The sequence below is a fragment of the Aquimarina acroporae genome (genome assembly GCF_023195925.1).
Classification (GTDB): Bacteria; Bacteroidota; Bacteroidia; order Flavobacteriales; family Flavobacteriaceae; genus Aquimarina; species Aquimarina acroporae.
Window position 1 is genome coordinate 173,526 of the sequence record NZ_JALPRE010000011.1, and the last position, 20,302, is coordinate 193,827.

17 protein-coding genes are annotated in these 20,302 nt (G+C 36.3%); 12 read left to right on the plus strand and 5 right to left on the minus strand.

The features are described 5' to 3' along the window. Positions 1-97: 97 nt before the first annotated feature. Positions 98-988 (plus strand): AraC family transcriptional regulator, encoded by an 891-nt coding sequence (locus M0D21_RS16490; protein ID WP_248331553.1) that lies wholly within the window; start codon positions 98-100, stop codon positions 986-988. A 2-nt stretch (positions 989-990) separates the two neighbouring features. Here M0D21_RS16490 and M0D21_RS16495 read toward each other — a convergent pair whose 3' ends face one another. After that, the gene (locus M0D21_RS16495) at positions 991-2,364 is read right to left on the minus strand and encodes a DUF2314 domain-containing protein (protein ID WP_248331555.1); all 1,374 of its coding nucleotides are present in this window, start codon (positions 2,362-2,364) and stop codon (positions 991-993) included. Positions 2,365-2,617: 253 nt separating this feature from the next. Here M0D21_RS16495 and M0D21_RS16500 point away from each other — a divergent pair, with 253 nt between their 5' ends. The 3 genes from M0D21_RS16500 to M0D21_RS16510 all read left to right on the plus strand — a co-directional run bounded on the left by M0D21_RS16500 (position 2,618) and on the right by M0D21_RS16510 (position 8,184). Then, the gene (locus M0D21_RS16500; RefSeq protein WP_248331557.1) at positions 2,618-6,610 is read left to right on the plus strand and encodes a di-heme oxidoredictase family protein; all 3,993 of its coding nucleotides are present in this window, start codon (positions 2,618-2,620) and stop codon (positions 6,608-6,610) included. A 70-nt stretch (positions 6,611-6,680) separates the two neighbouring features. Then, the gene (locus M0D21_RS16505; RefSeq protein WP_248331559.1) at positions 6,681-7,118 is read left to right on the plus strand and encodes a T9SS type A sorting domain-containing protein; all 438 of its coding nucleotides are present in this window, start codon (positions 6,681-6,683) and stop codon (positions 7,116-7,118) included. Between the two features lie 196 nt (positions 7,119-7,314). Next, positions 7,315-8,184: a helix-turn-helix domain-containing protein gene (locus M0D21_RS16510; protein WP_248331561.1), complete on the plus strand. Its 870-nt coding sequence runs from the start codon at positions 7,315-7,317 to the stop codon at positions 8,182-8,184. A 9-nt stretch (positions 8,185-8,193) separates the two neighbouring features. Here M0D21_RS16510 and M0D21_RS16515 read toward each other — a convergent pair whose 3' ends face one another. Beyond that, on the minus strand, positions 8,194-8,373 hold the full coding sequence (locus tag M0D21_RS16515; protein WP_248331563.1) for a hypothetical protein: 180 nt from the start codon (positions 8,371-8,373) through the stop codon (positions 8,194-8,196). Positions 8,374-8,663: 290 nt separating this feature from the next. On the opposite strand from M0D21_RS16515, the gene hemH reads away from it, so the two are divergent. Together hemH and M0D21_RS16525 are read left to right on the plus strand one after the other, a co-directional pair. Then, positions 8,664-9,707 carry a ferrochelatase gene (gene hemH, locus M0D21_RS16520; protein ID WP_248331565.1) on the plus strand — a complete coding sequence of 348 codons (1,044 nt, stop codon included), beginning with the start codon at positions 8,664-8,666 and terminating at the stop codon, positions 9,705-9,707. After that, positions 9,700-11,088, plus strand: a complete 1,389-nt coding sequence (locus tag M0D21_RS16525; RefSeq protein WP_248331567.1) for an MATE family efflux transporter — start codon at positions 9,700-9,702, stop codon at positions 11,086-11,088. Before hemH ends, M0D21_RS16525 begins: the two co-directional genes overlap by 8 nt. Before the next feature lie 2 nt (positions 11,089-11,090). Here M0D21_RS16525 and M0D21_RS16530 read toward each other — a convergent pair whose 3' ends face one another. From M0D21_RS16530 to M0D21_RS16540, 3 genes are all read right to left on the minus strand, one after another. Then, positions 11,091-11,519 (minus strand): nuclear transport factor 2 family protein, encoded by a 429-nt coding sequence (locus tag M0D21_RS16530; RefSeq protein WP_248331569.1) that lies wholly within the window; start codon positions 11,517-11,519, stop codon positions 11,091-11,093. A 7-nt stretch (positions 11,520-11,526) separates the two neighbouring features. Beyond that, positions 11,527-12,693 (minus strand): PQQ-dependent sugar dehydrogenase, encoded by a 1,167-nt coding sequence (locus tag M0D21_RS16535; protein ID WP_248331571.1) that lies wholly within the window; start codon positions 12,691-12,693, stop codon positions 11,527-11,529. A gap of 99 nt (positions 12,694-12,792) precedes the next feature. Further along, positions 12,793-13,806, minus strand: coding sequence for a helix-turn-helix domain-containing protein (locus M0D21_RS16540; RefSeq protein WP_248331573.1), 1,014 nt, complete (start codon positions 13,804-13,806; stop codon positions 12,793-12,795). A gap of 156 nt (positions 13,807-13,962) precedes the next feature. On the opposite strand from M0D21_RS16540, the gene M0D21_RS16545 reads away from it, so the two are divergent. The 6 genes from M0D21_RS16545 to nadD all read left to right on the plus strand — a co-directional run bounded on the left by M0D21_RS16545 (position 13,963) and on the right by nadD (position 20,293). Then, entirely contained in the window at positions 13,963-17,073 is a 3,111-nt protein-coding gene (locus M0D21_RS16545) for a VPS10 domain-containing protein (protein ID WP_248331576.1), read from the plus strand. 3 nt (positions 17,074-17,076) lie between these two features. After that, positions 17,077-17,628, plus strand: a complete 552-nt coding sequence (locus tag M0D21_RS16550) for a CopD family protein (RefSeq protein ID WP_248331578.1) — start codon at positions 17,077-17,079, stop codon at positions 17,626-17,628. A gap of 5 nt (positions 17,629-17,633) precedes the next feature. Continuing rightward, complete coding sequence (locus tag M0D21_RS16555) at positions 17,634-18,188, plus strand: GNAT family N-acetyltransferase (RefSeq protein ID WP_248331580.1); 555 nt, start codon at positions 17,634-17,636, stop codon at positions 18,186-18,188. Between the two features lie 74 nt (positions 18,189-18,262). Continuing rightward, positions 18,263-19,123 (plus strand): YicC/YloC family endoribonuclease, encoded by an 861-nt coding sequence (locus M0D21_RS16560; RefSeq protein WP_248331582.1) that lies wholly within the window; start codon positions 18,263-18,265, stop codon positions 19,121-19,123. Next, positions 19,124-19,696 carry a guanylate kinase gene (gene gmk / locus M0D21_RS16565; RefSeq protein WP_248331584.1) on the plus strand — a complete coding sequence of 191 codons (573 nt, stop codon included), beginning with the start codon at positions 19,124-19,126 and terminating at the stop codon, positions 19,694-19,696. It abuts the gene before it with no gap. A 12-nt stretch (positions 19,697-19,708) separates the two neighbouring features. Further along, entirely contained in the window at positions 19,709-20,293 is a 585-nt protein-coding gene (nadD, locus tag M0D21_RS16570) for a nicotinate (nicotinamide) nucleotide adenylyltransferase (RefSeq protein WP_248331586.1), read from the plus strand. Positions 20,294-20,302 lie beyond the last annotated feature (9 nt).

The window sequence follows — 20,302 nt, forward strand, 5'->3', positions numbered from 1 at the left end:
TTAAGGTCAAAATCCCCTAAAAGCCCTATTTTTGCTATGTCCCTTAAAAACTTTTAGCGACAGTTTAGATTGTTTCTAAATAAAAAAATCTAAAGCTATGGAAATTGATTTAAAAAATAACGCTCCAGGAATTTTAGAAGAAACCCAAATTGAAGATGGGTTTTTAATTCTTAAATTTCAAAACGAAACCAATGAAAACCAGAGAGTTATACGAGAAATCGATAGTAGCTTTATTCAATTTCATTTCTGTAGTAAGGGTTCTATAAAGTTTAGTTTCAACAACGGAAGCTATGCCATAAACGTAAATGAAGAAAATTCTTTATTGCTCTATAACCCACAGCGAGATCTACCAATGAATCTGGAAATGGAGCAAAATTCATGGCTTATTACAGTGCTTATTTCTATTAAAAAATTTCACTCTTTATTCTCCAAAGAGGCTAGTTACATTCCTTTTTTAGGCGAAGGTAATCGGGATAAGAAGTATTACACCGATGCAATTATTACTCCATCAATGGCCGTAGTTCTCAATCAAATCATGAACTATGCGCTTCACCCTTCTATAAAACTTCTATATTTTAAAGGAAAGGCCTACGAATTACTAAGTTTATATTTTAATCGCCCCGAAGATGTCGACAAAGAACAATGTCCATTTTTGGTCGATGAAGAAAATGTACTAAAAATTCGTAAAGCCAAAGAGATTATTATTGCCAGAATGGCTGAACCACCAACACTTCAAGAGCTTTCTAAAGAGATTGGATTACCCTTAAAAAAACTGAAAGACGGGTTTAAACAAATTTATGGTGAGCCCGTTTACGCATTTTTATTTGATTACAAAATGGAAGTCGCCAGACAACTTCTTGCTTCTGGAAGCCACAATGTAAATGAAGTAGGTTTAAAAGTTGGATATAGTACAGCAAGTCATTTTATTGCAGCATTTAAAAAGAAATTTGGTACCACTCCAAAAAAGTATGTAATGGCATTATCATAAGATCAATACACACCTTTACTTTTTTGAGATAATAGATATTTTTCTGTTTCATTACCAATAAGCTCCCCTTTTTGATTTTTAATAATAAAATCGAAAATGTCTTTTTCATCTACCGAAACGACCACTCCTTCTTTAAGATATGCATTGTTTGAGGCAGTATTATATAAACTCCCTTCCAAGACATTTTGATCCCATCGAATCACCTTTACCCACATCCACTCTTTGCTTGAAGACCCAGTTAAAATTGGTGCTTTCACTACTAAATAATCATCGACAAGTTTGTTGGTGTTAAATGCTATTTTGAGTTTTGGGAGCTCTTTTCTTGCTTCTGCACTAATATTTTTAATTTGATCATCATGCAAAACATATTGTAAGGTATTTGAAACACCAAAGATCGAATCGACCATACTTTTTAGGTCTCTAGAGCTAATTTCATATTGCACATTATTTTTATCTCCTATTTGAAGCGAAGTACGTTTGAATCGAATTTTAAAATCGTTTAAAGCATTTAATTTTTTTGCCAAGACTTTCCATTTCGGGTTTTTAAATTTACTCAATTGCACCTGTAATGTGGAGTCGCTACTGATTCTTCTATTTTCTGAAAGATATTGACCTACCAATAAAAGTAAGTCTGAGTATTTTTTTGATGCTTCACAAGAAAACTCTGGTATCGAGAGATCCGGAAGACAAAATTTTTCCATTCCAAAAGTTACTGCTCTACACATGCCATTGTCAGCTTTCGATATTTTAATAAGAATTTGATCTGCAGAGTTACTTACATCATTTTCATAATGTATTAATCTAGCAGTATTCCAACTTTCAGAATTGAAATACTGCAGCGTTACAAAATCGGCTATCACATAATTCTTATTCGCGCTTAACTCCGAAATAAACTTATGAATTCTTTTTTGCTCTACATTAATATTGTCTTTACCTCCATAAAAGGTTATTGCAAGAACACTTTCACTTTTCAGCAATTGCTCTCTTTCATGCTTAGATAAACTACTTCCATACATCTTTAGATATTCATGAGTAGGAGGCCTTAAGGCCCCTTGCAGATGATGAATAGTTTCCACATAATAGCCAGGCTCATCTCTTCGTATGTTACGAATTTCATACTTTTTATATCCCGGAAGTAGCACATTGGCCAAACTATCTACTTCCTTCTCGCTAGGTAAAATAGTATTAGAAAGCGCATAAAAACCATAGCTTGTAAAAAAATCTTTAGTACTAATATCGATTCCTGAAATTTTATCTTTTAAAACCTCATAGCCCTTATCTGTATTACATTGGCAAAAGAGGATCATACTCAAGCCCAAAATAAGTATTCTTCTTATCTTATTAGATGATATATTTTTAAGAGTTATAGCGTTCATTGTTTGAAGTTTTCTTACTGTTTTATATCTAAAATTAACAAGTTGTGAAGTATAATAAAACCACTATTCTCATCATCCAGCCAATTTTATACATTTTAAGAACTTTTGCGTAGTATTTACGTAGCTATTACGAGTTCTAATCGTGCTTCTATTTTTCAAAGATTAACAATACCTCGGTAATTTTATTAAAATTTTAATTATCAAATAATTAAAACCGTAAAATTCTGAATTTATCACACAAACCAACAAAATTATGAGTCACAAAACTCAAACAAAGTCTTTAGATCAGAGGAGCAGATACTGTATCCTCAAAAGGTTAAAAATTAGACCCATACCTAAGCTATTTTTTGCTATACTTTTCCCTATCACTTTATTAGCACAAAGTAATAGCACTAATGGTGGTATAGAAATAGCAAATGGAGTAGCTATACTCTATTTTGAAAATCAACCCGAATGGACCAGTGGCTTTAATTTCCTTTGTCTAAACGACGCTTGTGTTGCTGGTGAACTAAACACCTCAACCAATCGATGGGAAAGACAAATTAATGCAACCCTCGGTGAAACCTATCAAATTCAAATCAAAATCAGTTCCTCAGTAGGAGGTCAGTATATATCTGATCAAATCACAGTGACTGCTCAACAAGCAGGAGATAATAATCCGGCCCCTGAACCAGACCCTACATGTAATGACGGCATACAAAACCAAGGAGAAACCAATATCGATTGTGGAGGACCCAATTGTAGCCCTTGTCAAGGTACAGGAGATGATAGTCAAGCCACCATACAAGCCGAATCTGGTAGCCTTTTAGGTAGTGCCCAATATTATAATGATAGTGCTGCAACAAACGGGCAAGGAGTTGCATACATTAGTACCCCTAACGCAGGGTTTAGACTCGAAAATCTACCTTCAGCAAATAGAATCGAAGTAAAATATGCATCGCAACAATCAGGGAGTATATCCATATTCGTAAATGGAAATGACACCGCAAATCTTAACTTCTCTTCAAACGGAGCTTGGGTAGGTAATTACACAACTGCTAGCATAAATATTAATATCCCTCAAGGAGCATCTCTCGAATTTAGATACCAAAACGGAGATGCAGCGCTTAATATTGATGAAATCACTCTATTTGGAGAAGGACAAAATCCTGAACCAACTTGTGATGACGGAATACTTAATAACGGAGAAACCGAAATCGACTGTGGTGGACCTAATTGTGACCCTTGTCAAGATCCACCTCCTCCTCCAACCTCTGGACCGGTAATCGCATTAACAAGTAATAATGATAAAGGAACATTCCTGGTAGGAGGACAAGATGCAGATCAACCAGGGTTTAGCATATACACCTTCGATAATGACAATGATACCTTACCATTTAGTGATTGTTATGAAGGATGTGCAACAACATGGCCTCCCGTTATCGTTGAAAAACCAGAAGACCTTATCATTACTAATCAGGTAAATACTACTTTTACTCTTGGTTTTGGATTAGCGGCAAGATGTGATGGAACATTACAAGTAACCTATAACAATAAGCCACTATATTACTTCGCTAACGATAATGCCGCTGGCGATACCAATGGAGACAATGTAAATGGTGTATGGCATCTGGCAACCAACCAAGCCGACCCAGAACCAACTTGTAATGACGGGATTCTCAATAACGGTGAAACCGAAATAGACTGTGGAGGGCCTAACTGCGACCCTTGTGGTGACACAAATCCTCCTGTCGATGGAGGAACGTGTGGTGATTACGGACTTACTATTGTAGATGGTCAAGGCGTGATTTATTCTAGAGAAGATCTAGGTCAAGTATTATATATGTGTGCCGGACCAGGGTTTAATGCTTGCGTTGCTCCAGACAAACTTGAAAATGGATATTACCAAAGAGTAATTAATATAACCCTAGGAGAAACGTATGAACTTGGTATACAAGGAGGACCAAATACTACTTTTACCGTAACTGCAGGTGAAGATCGTTGTTATTTTGTTGCAACTTGTAGCGATGGTGTTCAAAATGGAAACGAAACCGGAATAGATTGTGGTGGTCCAGATTGCGGAGTATGCCCTACTTGTGATGATGGCATACAAAATGGAGATGAAGAAGGTGTTGATTGTGGTGGTAGCAATTGTACCATTGGTTGTGACGAAGTATGTAACGGAACCCCAAATCCTAATGCTATCGTTTCTGTAACCAATGAAACCGTAGAAAACCAAAATGATGGAACTATCAAATTCACTTTTGATAATGTAACCGAAAGAAGTAATATAGAATTCAGTATCGATAATGGAAACAGTTATCCATATGCTTCTCCAGATAATGTAGGCTCTTTTACCATAAATAATCTTTCTCCAGCTACTTATAATATCTGGGTACGATGGGGCAATAATGAATGCCCAATTTTCTTAGGAGAATTTGTAATTCTTGAAGGAGGACCTGCTCCAACCTGTGGAGATGGTATTCTTAATCAAGGAGAGGAACGAGTAGACTGTGGCGGACCTAATTGTGAACCATGTCCAGATGATCCTTGTGGTGATATTCCTTTGGTAAATTACCCTAGACCCGCACTACCAACTCCTATTATTGGTTCAGATGCGGCACAAGGTTTTGCTTTTGATCTTGCTACAGATTTAAGCACTGTAAGTGTGCGAATCGGAAATGTTGTTCAAATTCAATCTGGAGGGAATCCTGATTTTGAGTTCTTCTGTTCATGTAACCAAGTAGAATTCTTTGGAGTAAAAGTAGGTGACGGTGTTGCTGTTCCGAGTCAATGTAAAAATGCAGGAGATTTCTACTACTTCTTTAGATACAAGAAACAAGGAAACACAACCAATGATCCTGGTGATATCTACGTATATTCAGGATTATTTACCACCGCTGGTCAAAGAATAGATCCAGATAACAGACCAACCATTACTCGAGAAGGAGCAAACTGGATGCGTTTTAGACACCCTCATGCGCAAGATGGTATTACCGAGGCTGTTTTTGATGCTCAGCATAACTCTGATTTATTACGAAACCTAGATAGATTTAATACTACATTCACTGATGCCGCAAGCGGATTAATTATAAATCCTAGATTAACAAGAGGTGATGCAAACTCTGTTCACCCCCATGGTGATGTAGATAATGCGGCAGTAGTGCGTATTGACTATATGGAAAAAGGAGATTCTTCTCCTCCAACATATGCGAAAAGTGCAGGAGAAGACTCAGGTAAATGGGGTTATGGCAATATAGTAACCTACGAAATTACTGCCGTAACTGGTGGTAGTGGTGCTCAGACGTATAACACCTTCCAAAACTATGTCGTTGGTGAAGGATTAAATACATTGGGTGACCCTAGATTATCGTTAGCTGGTAGAGCTAGTACATATATGGTTTTACCAGGATTTGGATCTCATGTAAGAGAGGAAGCAGATGCAATATTTACACAACACATCATTACTTTAACAAGTGAAGACGATGTAGATGATTTCTTAGAAGGACACCACCTATTTCATGGTGTAAGACATAGACGAAATGGAAACGATCCGGGAAATATTCTAGGAGAAATCAATATAGGAAGTACCAACTGCCAAGAATGTCACTTTAGAGATGGTAGAGGTTCGAAATTGGAAAGAACCAGAGACGGAGAAATGAGAGTGCCACCACCTGTTTATGGCGTTGGTATTCTACAATATATCTCGGGAGCAGAAGTAAAACTTGCATGGAAAGGAGATGTGCCTACGGTAGAACAGCAAGTTAAAAATGCCTTAATTAATGATCATGGAGTAGATCCAGAAATAGATCTATCTGCAAAAGACTTAAGACAACTGGTTGCGTACACAGAATTCTTAACAGTACCGACTAGAAGTCCAGGAGCTTATGACATTCCAGGAGTAACAGAAGGAGATAAAACTTTCAATAGAATTGGTTGTACTAGTTGTCACTCTCCTACACAACGAACTAGTAGTTCTGCACCAGCTGAGTTCCGTAATCTTACGATTAGGCCATATACCGACATGAAGTTACACACGGTAACCGACGAACCTTATAGAACTCCTCCATTATGGGGCCTAGGAAGAAACATAGACCTTTTAGAAAGAAATGGAAAAGCCTTAATTCTTATGCATGATGGTAGAGCTACTACCTTAGACGGAGCTATTCGAGCACATGGAGGCGAAGCAGCAGGATCTAGAGCGGCCTATAACAATCTAAGTCAGGAACAAAAAGATAACCTTATCAAATTCTTAAAAACTCTTTAACCAACATTTTGCACTGGGTATTCCTATCACTAACACCAGAATACCCAGTGTTTACTAAATCATAAAAATCATGAAAAAGCTAACAATAATAACTATTTTGCTTGTACTATTTTCAGTAGGTATTTCTGCTCAAGTAAGTGTAAGCACAACAGTTTCTTGTCCTCCCTGTAGACCTATAGAAGGCTGTGGTATTTGTTGGGAAAATCAACAACAAGCAGATCAATGTGAACAAGGAAAAATTGATGACTTTCAAGAAAAAATGCAACTTATTGTAAGATCAAATCCTATTGCCGACGGTAACCTTTCGCTAATAGGTTCTGTAGCGCTATCAGGTAAAATTGTAATTCTAGATCAATTAGGTGCTGTAGTAGAGTCTATAAATCTTTCAAACAGAAAATCTAATTATGTAGATCTTCAACTCAATTTAGAATCAGGACTATATTTCTTGGTGTATTATGACTATAACCGAAAAGAAAAGATTACCAAAAAACTGGTGTTTACCAAATAGTTTTTGTTAGCTATTACCATATCAGCTTTGCAAGTTGAAATGGAGCATTCCTAATAGGCTATAAATATACTGTTCATTACGTTTCTTTAAAAACTAATTCAAAAAAAAGGAGAAGGCCAAACGCAAACTCAACCATACTTCACACCGTGATATAAACACCGCGCTTTCTCCTCTTTTTTTATTTCACTTATTGATTATGAAAAAAAATGTATCAAATATCTATTTTGAAGCCTCGCCAGGAGTAAAAATTGAAATCGAAGAAGATTTTAATCTTTTTATATATGATTATGGTGATCAAAAATCTATTTCCATTTCTAAAAAAGATAGTGAAGATTGTATACATTTTATTGTATGTGATACTGGAGCATTTGAAATACAAGTAGGGGAAGAAAACCAGTTTATTCTAGGTAGCGACAAATTTATCGCAACCTATGGCGATTCCTTAAAAATTACACCAGGAAAAAACACCCTCATTTTTATACTTCAAATTAGCTTTAAAATTCTACACCAAATGGTTTTAGGAGAAATAGAAACAATAAGATCTCTTTTTAACAACAATAAACGGCCTGAGTCAAATTTTAAAATTGCCAACACACAATTTCTGCATTATGCAGTTGTAAAACCTATCCATCTGAAACATGGAATGATATATCTAAAATCAAAAGCTTATGAATTATTAAGTATTTTAACCCATAGATTATCCGAGGAAAATAAAAAATCATGTCCTTGTAATCTCAACAAAGATGATGTCGAAAAACTTATGCAAGCTAAGTATATATTTGAAAATCATATTAGCGAACCTCTTTTACCTTCACAAGTATCAGGGATGGTAAATCTTTCTTTTCCAAAATTAAAAAATGGATTCAAACAAACCTTTGGGGTGAGCATTCATGAATATATCATAAACTACAAGTTGATGCTTTCTGAACAACTATTAATTTCAAAAAAACATTCGGTAAAAGAAATAGCATTGCAAATAGGATATAGCACCTCTAGCCACTTCATTGCAGCCTTTAAAAAGAAATTTGGTACTACTCCAAAAAAGTATGTGATGCGTCTTAATTAGAAAGACAGTTTAATCGAGTGATTCTACCCTAGGAATTCCTACACCCTTTTGCAGAGAAACAATAGAGTCATACATTCCTTGATCTTCTTCTGATGCATCAGTAAGTACAGACACAAAATCAAATTGCTCTAATAGCTCTAGGACAAAAGGTAGCTTGTCTTTCTCGACATCTACAATAATACGTTTCATGTGTTCAAATATTGTTTGTTAACGTTCACATGTAACCTTCTGCAACAAAAGCACGACCTTTAGTTGAGTCGGGTTCATCTTTGCTTTTTAATTATCTAAAAATACTAAAATAAACAAAGCCAACTTTCGGTTTACTCGAATTTAACGTATTTATAAGTTATGTTCTATTTGTAACTTCATTTTGCTACAACAAATGTTACTTTTACAAATGGTTGCATCAAAAACTCTTATGGTTTTTGCAATCTTTAGTCTGGATAGTTTGTATTTTTGTTCGTGCAAAAAGAAAAATTATGAGTAAAGGAGTTCTCCTTGTCAATCTGGGGTCCCCAGATAGTACAAATCCAAAAGATGTAAAAAAATATCTTGGTGAATTTTTAATGGATCCACGGGTTATCGATCTTCCCCTATGGGCAAGAACATTACTGGTTAAAGGAATCATTTTGAATACACGTCCGAAAAAATCTGCCGAAGCTTATCAAAAAATATGGTGGGAAGAAGGGTCTCCTCTCATTGTAATTTCTGAACGATTGCAAAAAAAGGTTGCTGAAAAAACCGATATCCCAGTTGGCCTGGCCATGAGATACGGTTCAATGAGTTTAAAAAAAGGATTACAGGAGCTTCACGACAAAGGAGTAGATGATGTTATGATCATTCCATTATATCCGCAATTTGCTATGGCTACCACCGAAACTATTTTGGTATTGGCTGAAGAATTGCGAGATGAGTATTTTCCGGATATGAAAATTACAGATATCCCTGCATTTTATAACAAACCAGAATATATCGAAGTCCTTTCTGATAGTATTGCCGAACACTTAAAAGATATCGAGTATGAACATCTGCTATTTAGCTATCATGGTGTTCCGGAACGCCACATACGGAAAAGTGATATTAGCAACGGAAACTGTAAAATGGATGGCAAATGTTGCTTCAAAAAAGGATCAATACAGCATGAATTCTGTTATCGTCATCAATGTGAAATGACTACCGTACAAGTTGCCAAAAAATTAGGGCTTAAAAACGGAACATACTCAACTTCATTTCAATCTAGATTAGGATTTGATCCATGGTTAAAACCGTATACAGATAGAACCATAGAAAGAATGGGAAAAGAGGGTATGAAAAAAATGGCCATCGTTACCCCTGCCTTTGTTTCAGATTGTCTCGAAACTTTAGAAGAAATCGCCATGGAAGGTGAAGAAATTTTTCATGAAATGGGAGGAAAAGAATTTACCACTATCCCCTGCTTAAATGATCGAGATGATTGGGCCGGAGTTTTGGCAAACTGGGTAAATGAATGGGCATCTGTAAAAACAGTGGCTGTAGATGGCTAAAGTTACATCGGAAGCATTAGGTATAGAACCTATAGGTAAACTATTAATCAAACAAGCGGTACCTGCATCTATTGGGATATTGGTGATGTCACTTAACATCCTTATTGATTCGATATTTGTAGGAAACTGGATTGGTTCTATTGCTATAGCGGCCATCAACGTTGTTTTACCGGTTTCTTTCTTTATCGCTGCCTTGGGAATGGCCATTGGTATTGGGGGATCCAGTATTATTTCACGAGCTTTAGGCGCAGAGAATAAAGAAAGAGCACTCCGCACCTTTGGAAATCAAATAACGCTCACCCTACTCTGTACAGTCTCTCTAATCATAATAGGTTTAATCTTCGTCGATGATATTATTCCAAAATTTGGAGGTAAAGGAGATATTTTTGACCCTGCCAAAATCTATTATGTAATTGTACTATATGGAGTCCCGATTCTTGGATTTGCCATGATGGGAAACACGGTGATTCGAGCCGAAGGCAAACCTAAATTTGCCATGATTGCCATGATCATTCCTACAGTAGGAAATCTGTTAATGGACTATGTCTTCATCAATGTATTAGATATGGGCATGCATGGTGCTGCCTGGGCAACAACAGGCTCTTACTTGGCTTGTTTTTCATACATTTTTTGGTTTTTTACCACAAAAAACTCCGAATTAAAAATTGGCTGGCGCCATTTGGGCTTACAAAAAGATATCGTTTCTGAAATTGCTTCTCTAGGAGGAGTAACTCTCGCTCGACAAGCTGTGGTAAGTATCACCTACCTGCTTATGAACAATATTTTATTCGATATAGGACAAGAAGGGCTGGTGGCCGTGTACGCCATTATAGGTCGAATGCTTATGTTTGCTTTATTCCCTGTATTTGGAGTTACTCAAGGGTTCTTACCTATTGCAGGATATAACTATGGAGCACAACAGTATCCAAGAGTTCGAGAATCGATAAACACAGCTATTAAATATGCCGCTTTAGTAGCAACCTTGGTTTTTATCGGGCTCATGATTTTTCCTCATGAAATCACATCTTTGTTTTTGAGTGATAACCCAAATCTTTCTCCCAAAGAGTTAGCTTTAAACCAATTTGTACTATCTCATTCTGCAGAGCCTATGCGATGGGTATTTGCAGCTACACCAATCATTGCGTTGCAATTAATTGGTGCAGCATACTTTCAATCTGTAGGCAAGGCTATTCCTGCCTTATTACTAACTTTGTCCAGGCAAGGGTTTTTCTTTATCCCTTTGGTTCTTATTTTACCCAAGTTTTATGGTGAATTAGGCGTTTGGATTTCGTTTCCTATTGCCGATGTATTATCTACCGTAGTCACTGGGTATTTTCTGAATCGAGAAGTACGAACAAAACTCATGCCCAAAACAGCTTAAAGTTAATGTGTTTTGGTAGCTGCTTTGCTTATAATTTTCCAGTTTCCTCCTATTTTCTTTAGAATAAACACATCTACATAACGAGTATCTTTACCCTCTGCCAAAATTTCGGCTTTTGCTAGAGCAATATCGTTCTGTTGATCTATAGACAAAACATTTCCTTTACGACCATTAAATTTTCCTTTTTCCTTTTTTTCGTACCACGAAGCATATTCTTTTATAGGCACTATCCAAATCTCCTTGTCTTTATGTGACAAAAACAATGGAGCCTCTTCATAAAAAGCCTCTTTAATCAATTCGGGATTATTGTACGAGGTTCCTTCAATGTATTTTTGAATGGTAATTTTTATTGACTCCTCTTCAGATTGAGCCACAAGGCAATTGGTGATACCAAGGGCGATTAAAAATGTAATACATGCGTATGTTTTCATAATATGATTATTTATTGTTATTCTTAATTCTTAATATTTTCCCGTTGTCTTCATCGGTAAGCATGTACAACTTTCCTTTTGGACTTTGTACCACTTTTCTAGATCGAACCCTATCATCTATAAAAAGTTCTTCGGCACTTTTTATGGTGTCATTTTCTATGCTAAATCGCCATAAACTTCCTCTAGACAAACCCGGTACGATCAGATCATTTTTCCATTCTGCAAACTCCTCACCGGTATAAAACATTAAACCAGTAGGTGCCACTGTATGTAACCAATACCATTTGGGATTTGTATATACCGCACCTTTAATAGTGGGAGGTACATAATCTCTACTTCTATATCCTCCGGTAGTAATATTCGGCCAACCATAATTTGCACCAGCTTCCAGTTTATTAATCTCATCTCCTTGTCGTGTACCGTGTTCACTAAACCAAATATTTCCTGTTTTGGGTTCTACAGTAATCCCTTGAGCAGCTCGTATTCCCATACCGTAAATCCCTAGCACAGCATCGGGTCCAAAATCTGGATTGTCTTCAGGAATACTTCCATCATCATTAAGCCTGTAAATTTTACCCCGTTTGTCCTTTACATCTTGAGCAATAGGAATTTCGGGTTCATCAATCTCTTTATACAGGCGCTCCCCTGCCGTGATATATAATTTACCATCTTTCCCAAAGGTCATTCCTCCTCCATAGTGATAATATTCTCGGGTATAAGGTCCAGCTTCCAGAATAGTAGAAATATGAGTAAGCGAATCATTTTGCAAGGTTGCTCTCACCACTTTTGTAGCGCTTCCGATTCCTTGTTTTTTTGCAGCATATGAAATATAAACTTTCCTATTGCTTTCAAATTCAGGATGAGGCAATATTTCAAAAATCCCGGAATTATCGCCTCTTGAAAGTACTCTTATGCTATCTGTTAAATCTTTTGGAAACCCTCTAATCACGGTTTTCTTTTTTGAAGAAAGATTAACTTTTAACAGGTCTCCATCTTTTTCAGAAACCAGCACTTCTTCTTCGGTTAAAAAAGCCATACTCCAAGGATGTTTTAGACTGTCGATAACAATTTCCTTGATCGGATTTAACTTCACATACCTTTCTGTAGGGTTCTTTGTCTTTTTACAGCTTATTGCTGTAATCGCTAAAAGAATAAAAATGTATTTGTTCATCATTTTGATTTATTGGTAGTGCAAAATCAAAAAGATGAGATCAAAACTCTTTAAAAAACATGATTTTTAAAACGAATTATACCCCTGTATAGTGAAAAAGAGTTAAGCAACCTTAAACCGGCTCCTGTATTGAGAAGGTGTTTGCTCGGTTTCAGATTTGAAAGCAAGATTAAAAGAAGTTACATTTCCAAAACCGCAATCATAAGCGATAGTGGCAATTTTTTCATCGATATATTTGGGATCTGCCAACAATAATTTAGCTTTTTCAATGCGATAATGGTTGATGAATTCTGAAAAATTCTTTCCTTCATTTTCATTAATTACCTGAGACAATTCTCGTGGTGTAATACCTAATTTTTCTGCAATACTTTTAAGTGAAGTGGTATTCTCTAGATATAATTCATTTTCTTCTAGTAGGTTTTTCACTTGAAGAAGTAATTTTTTTGACGCAGACCGGTCAATGGTTGAGTTGCTGTACTTTTCTAAGGCAAAAACATGTCGTTTCAACAATAAATAAGAAAACAAATACATCAAAAATGAAAATGAGATAGCTCCCAAAATATAGAAAGGTATAAATCCGAGAAGAATCCCAACATAAAGACCCCATGTAATAGTTGCGCCAATCACAATATTACGATACCACCTTTGTAATTGTAGACTTATTTCACTTCTTGTTCTTGATAAATAGCTCCAGCATATCCCTAGATACACTCCAAAATGTACAAATACCAAAACATATGCGACATATGAGGGAATATCCCCTCTATTGGGAATAATTGGACTTAACAACACAAATAACCCAAACGGAATTAGATGTAGATAGTGTTTCTTCGAAAACTGCTGTTTCTTTTCAAAAAGTGCTTTACCATAAAACCATAAAAAAGGTCCTACCACCAAAATAGCCGAAATCCCCAAGTTTCGTATTCTAGGGTCTACCTCGATATAGTGATGAAAAATCGACTTTCCTATTCTAATCGTTAGCCCTAATAAAACTATTGCCAAAAACTGATTCGCTCTTCTATTTCCCTTTTTTAACGTAAAAAGATATATACAAAGAAATAATGCCTGAATTACTCCCAGACAACTAAGCACTAATATAAATCCCTCTTGTAGCATGCCCCAAAAATAGTAATGATTTTATGGTATTCAAGGTTAAAGTTACGTGAAAATCTTTCTGAATAATTTTTTATTCCAGACTTTAGTGTCCCATCAATTCTACCTTAGAAAACTAAGAAGTATACTATGGTAGTTAAATTCAAAAACTCAACACACATGCATTCACACATCTCTAAAGTAACATTCTTACTTTTCCTCTCTTTTGCAAGTATTTTTTCTGTACAATCTCAAACGTATAACCCCGAACTATATGACGCTCTAGAATATAGACTTGTAGGTCCATTTCGAGGAGGTCGTAGTGCAGCTGTTACTGGTGTACCGGGCAAACCCAACCTGTTTTATTTTGGTGCCACCGGAGGTGGAGTATGGAAAACCACCGATGGAGGAAGAACCTGGGAAAATATCTCAGACGGTTATTTTGGAGGTTCGATAGGATCTGTAGCTGTTGCCAAAAGTGATCCTAATGTTATTTATGTTGGCGGAGGAGAAAAAACACTTCGTGGAAACGTATCTTCTGGATATGGTGTCTGGAAAAGTGTCGATGCCGGAAAAACATGGGTGAAATCTGGACTTCCCAAAAGTAGACATATCCCAAGAATTGCTATTCACCCTACCAACCCAGATATAGTTTATGCTGGAGTATTGGGAAACATTTATAAACCTACTGCAGATCGCGGGGTATATAAAAGTACCGATGGTGGTAAAACATGGAACAAAGTACTATTTGCTAACGATGATTCCGGGGCTGTAGATTTAACGCTAGACCCAAACAACCCTAGAATTTTGTATGCTTCTACCTGGAATGCACGAAGAACTCCATATAGCCTTAGTTCTGGTGGTGATGGTTCTGCGCTTTGGAAAAGTACTGATAGTGGTAAAACATGGAAAGAAATTTCAAAAAACAAAGGATTTGCCAAAGATACCCTTGGAATTATTGGTGTTACCGTTTCTCCTGTAAACAGTGATAGGGTTTGGGCTATTGTAGAAAACAAAGAAAAAGGAGGTGTTTACCGCAGTGATGATGGCGGAGAAACCTGGAACCAATTAAATAGTGATCGTAGCTTACGACAACGTGCATGGTACTACTCTCGAATTTATGCAGATTCTAAAGATATAGATGTAGTATATGTTGTAAACGTATCGTATCATAAAAGTAAAGACGGAGGAAAAAACTTTAGCAGTTTTAGAGCCCCACATGGGGATCACCATGATTTATGGATAGCACCCGAAAACCCAAAACGTATGATTATTGGAGATGATGGTGGTGCTCAAATAACTTATGACGGTGGCGAAACCTGGAGCACATATCACAACCAACCTACATCTCAGTTTTACCGAGTAACTACAGATAATAGTTTCCCGTATCGAATATATGTTGCACAACAAGACAATTCGACACTTAGAATAAACCATAGAAGTAGCGGAAGTTCTATTTCTGAAGATGATTGGGAAGCTACTGCTGGTGGTGAATCTGCTCATATTGCTGTTGACCCAAAAAACAATGATATTGTTTATGGTGGTAGTTATGACGGCTTCTTGACTCGCGTAAATCACAAAACAGAAACTGTACGATCAATAAGTGTATGGCCAGATAACCCAATGGGGCACGGTGCCGAAGATATGAAATACCGTTTTCAATGGAATTTCCCAATACTTTTCTCAAAGCATAATCCTAATAGATTATATACCTTCTCTAATCATGTGCATGTCACCGAAAATGAAGGACAAAGCTGGGATGTGATAAGTCCTGATCTAACCAGAAACGATCCTGAAAAATTAAAATCATCGGGGGGTCCTATCACACAGGATAATACATCGGTAGAGTACTACTGTACTATTTTTGCCGCGGCAGAAAGCCCTTTAAAAGAAGGACTACTTTGGGTAGGTAGTGATGATGGTTTGGTGCATGTAAGTCAGGATGGAGGAAAAAACTGGAACAATGTAACGCCCAAAGGAATGCCAGAATGGATGATGATCAATAGTATAGAGCCTAGTGCTTTTGACGCCGGTACTTGTTATATCGCAGGAACAAAATATAAGTCTGGTGATTTTGCACCGTACCTATATAAAACAACAAATTATGGTCAATCTTGGACCAAAATTACTACGGGAATCGCTCCAGAGCACTTTACACGAGTTCTACGCGAAGATCCTAAGCGCAAGGGATTATTATATGCAGGTACAGAAACAGGTATGTACATCTCATTTAACGATGGTGCAACCTGGCAGTCTTTTCAGCTTAATTTACCAATTGTACCTATAACCGATCTTACCATTAAAGAAAATAATCTGGTCGTTGCAACTCAGGGTAGAAGCCTTTGGATTATCGATGACCTAACCGTTTTACACCAATTAAACGATCAGATAAAAACTCAAAAGCATGTGCTATATCAACCTAAAGATGCTTACAGAATGGGTGGTCGTAGTATAAAAGGTTCTAAAACTCAGGGCACCAATCATCCAAGTGGAGTGATTACTTACTTTTACTTGAAAAATTATGATAAAGCAAAAGATACTATAGCACTCACCTATTTTAATGCTAAAAATGATACCCTAAAATCATATAGTACACATTCAAAAGAAAAAAGAGACTTGTTGAAAGATTTGAAAAAAGGTGGAAATCAGTTTAGCTGGAACATGCGAGGAGATGGTGCAGAAAGATTAAAAGGAATGATTTTATGGTGGGCAAACCTAAATGGTCCAAAAGCAGTTCCTGGCAACTACAAGGTAAGTCTTAGTGTAAATGGAAAAGAAGCTTCAAGACAAACATTTAAAATAGTAGCTGATCCTAGAGCAGAGGCTTCTACTCAAGATATGCAAAATCAATTCGACTTTATAACCAGTGTAAACGAAACGGTTGACAAAGCTCATAAATCCATTAAAAAAATAAGAAAAATCAATGCACAGCTTAAATCTTTTGCTACGCAATATAAAGAGGAGGAAAAAACCAAAGATTTGGTAAAGAAAGCAAAAGACCTTCAAAAGAAGTTTGGAGACATCGAAAAGGCATTGTACCAAACCAAAAACAGAAGTAATCAAGACCCATTAAACTTTCCAATAAAACTTACCAATAAGTTAGGGCATTTAAACTCTTTGGTGGGCATGGGAGACTTTGGACCTACGGCACAGGATATTGCTGTTAAGAATGAATTAACCAAAAAGATTGAAGAGCAATTGGTCGCTTTTGATAAATTAATTTCAGAAGAAATTGAGAGCTTTAATAACGAATTCAATACCTTGCAGCTTAATTATCTTTTTGTAGAATAATACATGCTAGAATATTATAACTATATAAAATCCCTGCATCTCATCTTTGTAATCACATGGTTTGCAGGGTTATTTTATATCCCTAGGTTATTTGTATATCAGATCGAAGCATCTCAAAAGCCATCTCCAGACAGAGAGATTTTGGGACAACAACTTAAACTCATGGCCAAGCGGCTTTGGTTCATTATCTCTTGGCCTTCGGCAATATTGGCCACCTTATTTGCTATTTGGCTATTGATTTTAATGCCAGCCTGGTTACAACAACCTTGGATGCATGTAAAACTAGGTTTTGTGATATTGCTTTTTGCATATCACCTAAAATGTCATCAGATATATAAACAACTTCAAAACGATGTTATTAAATGGTCGTCTAACCAAATGCGAATATGGAACGAAGGGTCTACCATTATCCTTTTTTCTGTGATTTTTTTGGTGATTGTAAAAGATGCCGTGAATTGGGTATATGGCGTTATTGGTATTGTACTTCTTTCGGTACTGTTAATGCTTGGAATACGATTATACAAAAGAATTCGAGATAAAAACCCAAATGCTTAGGAGTTTTGAATTTTATTCCCAAGACATATCAAACCAAGTCTAATCATCCGCTTATCATTCGAGAAGCAATTCCTGAGGATGCCGACCAGTTGCTCAAACTTAAACTGGAGTACCTCAAGGATACCGAAACCATTCCCTTATTCGATTATGAGTACTCCAATAACATTACTGAAGAATATCAATTGATTAAAAAGTACCAAAAAGAATCTAATAGTATTCTTTTGGTCGCAGAAAATGAGGGAAATCTGGTTGGAAACATTGATCTCACCGGAAGCCGACGAAAAAAATTACAGCATACGGGTATGATTGGAATGGGAATTCACACCCAATGGCAAAATCAGGGTGTTGGCACTCATCTCATTCAAAATGTACTAGATTGGGCTGGCAATAATGATTTCATTTCGTTAATTTGGTTAGAAGTATATGCCACCAACCAGGCAGGTATTGCATTATATCAAAAAATGGGATTTAAAGAAGTCGGGCGCATCGATGCTTTTTTTCATGAAAACGAAAAATTTATCGATAAAATTACCATGATTAAGCATCTCACACAAGACTGAAAGTTACTCGGGTTGTTTTAGATGGCAAACTACTCACTTTTCCGTATCTTCGTGCCACTTTATAGCACAATTATATGATTAAATCTATGACAGGCTTTGGGAAGTCTATCCTTCAGCTACCCACCAAAAAAGTAACCCTAGAGGTTAAATCGCTCAACAGCAAGAATTTAGACCTTAACGCTAGAATTCCTTCGCAGTACCGGGAAAAGGAATTACAAATGCGAAATACCATTGCCAAATCTTTGGTTAGAGGGAAAGTAGATTTTGGATTATATGTCGAAATTACTGCCGAAGAAACATCTACAAAAATAAATGAAGGTGTAGTTCAGGATTACATCAAACAATTGCAAACGATAGATAGCAGTGGAGACTTAACCGAGTACATGAAAATGGCAGTGCGTATGCCAGACGCTCTCAAAACTGTTCGTGAAGAAATTAATGATGAAGAATTTAAAGCTATAAATGGAGCGCTTCAAAATGCATTAAAAGAAATAGATGCTTATCGTACTGATGAAGGTCTTGCCCTTGAAAAAGATTTTAATATTCGTATCAAAAATATTGGAGAATTATTGGAGAAGGTCATCGAAATGGACCCAGAACGTATTGAAGCTGTTCGTGAACGATTACAAAAGGCAGTATCAGACCTTAAAGAAGAAGTAGATGAAAATCGTTTTGAGCAGGAGCTTATTTACTACCTTGAAAAGTTTGATATTACCGAAGAAAAAGTACGACTTGCCAATCATGTGAAGTACTTTACAACAACCTTGGCCACTCCCGATTCGAATGGTAAAAAACTTGGATTTATTTCACAGGAAATAGGTAGAGAAATTAACACCATTGGTAGTAAATCTAATTATGCTCCTATGCAGCAGCTAGTGGTACAAATGAAAGATGAACTAGAAAAAATTAAGGAACAATTACTAAATGTATTGTAAATGAAGCAAGGTAAGCTAATTGTGCTTTCTGCACCTTCAGGTAGTGGAAAAACAACTTTGGTAAAATATTTACTTAATAAAGAAGAGCTCAATTTGGGCTTTTCAATTTCTGCTGCATCAAGAGAACCTAGAGGCGCAGAAGTTCATGGTAAAGATTATTACTTTTTGTCATTAAGAGAGTTCAAAGATAAAATCAAGGCAGACGAATTTTTGGAGTGGGAAGAAGTCTATAGAGATAACTTTTACGGAACCCTAAAAACCGAAGTACAACGACTTTGGGATAACGGGAAACATGTTATTTTTGATATAGATGTTGTTGGTGGGCTCGATATTAAACGTATTTATCCCGATCATACTTTAGCCATTTTTGTAAAACCTCCAAGTATTGAGGAGCTTAAAATTCGATTAAAAAAGCGCAAAACTGAATCTGAAGATAAAATCAATATGCGAGTTGCCAAAGCTTCTACAGAAATGGCAACAGCCCCTCAATTTGATGCCATAGTCACCAATGATGACTTAGAAAAAGCAAAGGCAGAAGTTTATCAATTGGTAAAGAAATTTCTTTTAGGGTAAAGAGTTAGAGCAATGAAAGCTATTGGATTATATTTTGGGACTTTCAATCCTATTCATGTAGGTCATTTGGCTATTGCCAATCACATGGCAGAGTTTTCAGATCTCGATGAAATTTGGATGGTAGTAACCCCTCATAACCCATTTAAAAAGAAAAGTTCTTTGTTAGATAACCATCATCGCTATGAAATGGTATATCGAGCTACAGAATCTTATGCCAAATTAAAGCCCAGCGATATAGAGTTTAAATTGCCACAACCAAATTATACGGTTCATACCCTGGCTCATTTACAAGAACTACATCCTGAGTATACGTTTCATTTAATTATGGGAGAGGATAACTTAAAAAGCTTTCACAAATGGAAAAACTATGAGGTTATTTTAGAAAACCATCAAATTTATGTCTATCCCCGTATTTCTGAAGGCATAATAGAGCATCAATTTGAGGATCACCCAAAAATACATAGAATTGGAGCTCCTATTATGGAAATCTCCTCGACGTTTATTCGAAACAGTATTTCTGAAGGAAAAAATGTGAAGCCATTACTTGCTAAAGAAGTTTGGGAATATATTGATGAAATGAGCTTCTACAAAAAGTAAAATACACTA

Coding starts and splice junctions, on each gene's coding strand:
- M0D21_RS16540 (WP_248331573.1), bottom strand. CDS start 13,806: ATGCTACAAGAGGGATTTATATTAGTGCTTAGTTGTCTGGGAGTAATT.
- M0D21_RS16500 (WP_248331557.1), top strand. CDS start 2,618: ATGAGTCACAAAACTCAAACAAAGTCTTTAGATCAGAGGAGCAGATAC.
- M0D21_RS16545 (WP_248331576.1), top strand. CDS start 13,963: ATGCATTCACACATCTCTAAAGTAACATTCTTACTTTTCCTCTCTTTT.
- M0D21_RS16515 (WP_248331563.1), bottom strand. CDS start 8,373: ATGAAACGTATTATTGTAGATGTCGAGAAAGACAAGCTACCTTTTGTC.
- gmk (WP_248331584.1), top strand. CDS start 19,124: ATGAAGCAAGGTAAGCTAATTGTGCTTTCTGCACCTTCAGGTAGTGGA.
- M0D21_RS16505 (WP_248331559.1), top strand. CDS start 6,681: ATGAAAAAGCTAACAATAATAACTATTTTGCTTGTACTATTTTCAGTA.
- M0D21_RS16490 (WP_248331553.1), top strand. CDS start 98: ATGGAAATTGATTTAAAAAATAACGCTCCAGGAATTTTAGAAGAAACC.
- hemH (WP_248331565.1), top strand. CDS start 8,664: ATGAGTAAAGGAGTTCTCCTTGTCAATCTGGGGTCCCCAGATAGTACA.
- M0D21_RS16560 (WP_248331582.1), top strand. CDS start 18,263: ATGATTAAATCTATGACAGGCTTTGGGAAGTCTATCCTTCAGCTACCC.
- M0D21_RS16550 (WP_248331578.1), top strand. CDS start 17,077: ATGCTAGAATATTATAACTATATAAAATCCCTGCATCTCATCTTTGTA.
- M0D21_RS16510 (WP_248331561.1), top strand. CDS start 7,315: ATGAAAAAAAATGTATCAAATATCTATTTTGAAGCCTCGCCAGGAGTA.
- M0D21_RS16535 (WP_248331571.1), bottom strand. CDS start 12,693: ATGATGAACAAATACATTTTTATTCTTTTAGCGATTACAGCAATAAGC.
- M0D21_RS16495 (WP_248331555.1), bottom strand. CDS start 2,364: ATGAACGCTATAACTCTTAAAAATATATCATCTAATAAGATAAGAAGA.
- nadD (WP_248331586.1), top strand. CDS start 19,709: ATGAAAGCTATTGGATTATATTTTGGGACTTTCAATCCTATTCATGTA.
- M0D21_RS16530 (WP_248331569.1), bottom strand. CDS start 11,519: ATGAAAACATACGCATGTATTACATTTTTAATCGCCCTTGGTATCACC.
- M0D21_RS16525 (WP_248331567.1), top strand. CDS start 9,700: ATGGCTAAAGTTACATCGGAAGCATTAGGTATAGAACCTATAGGTAAA.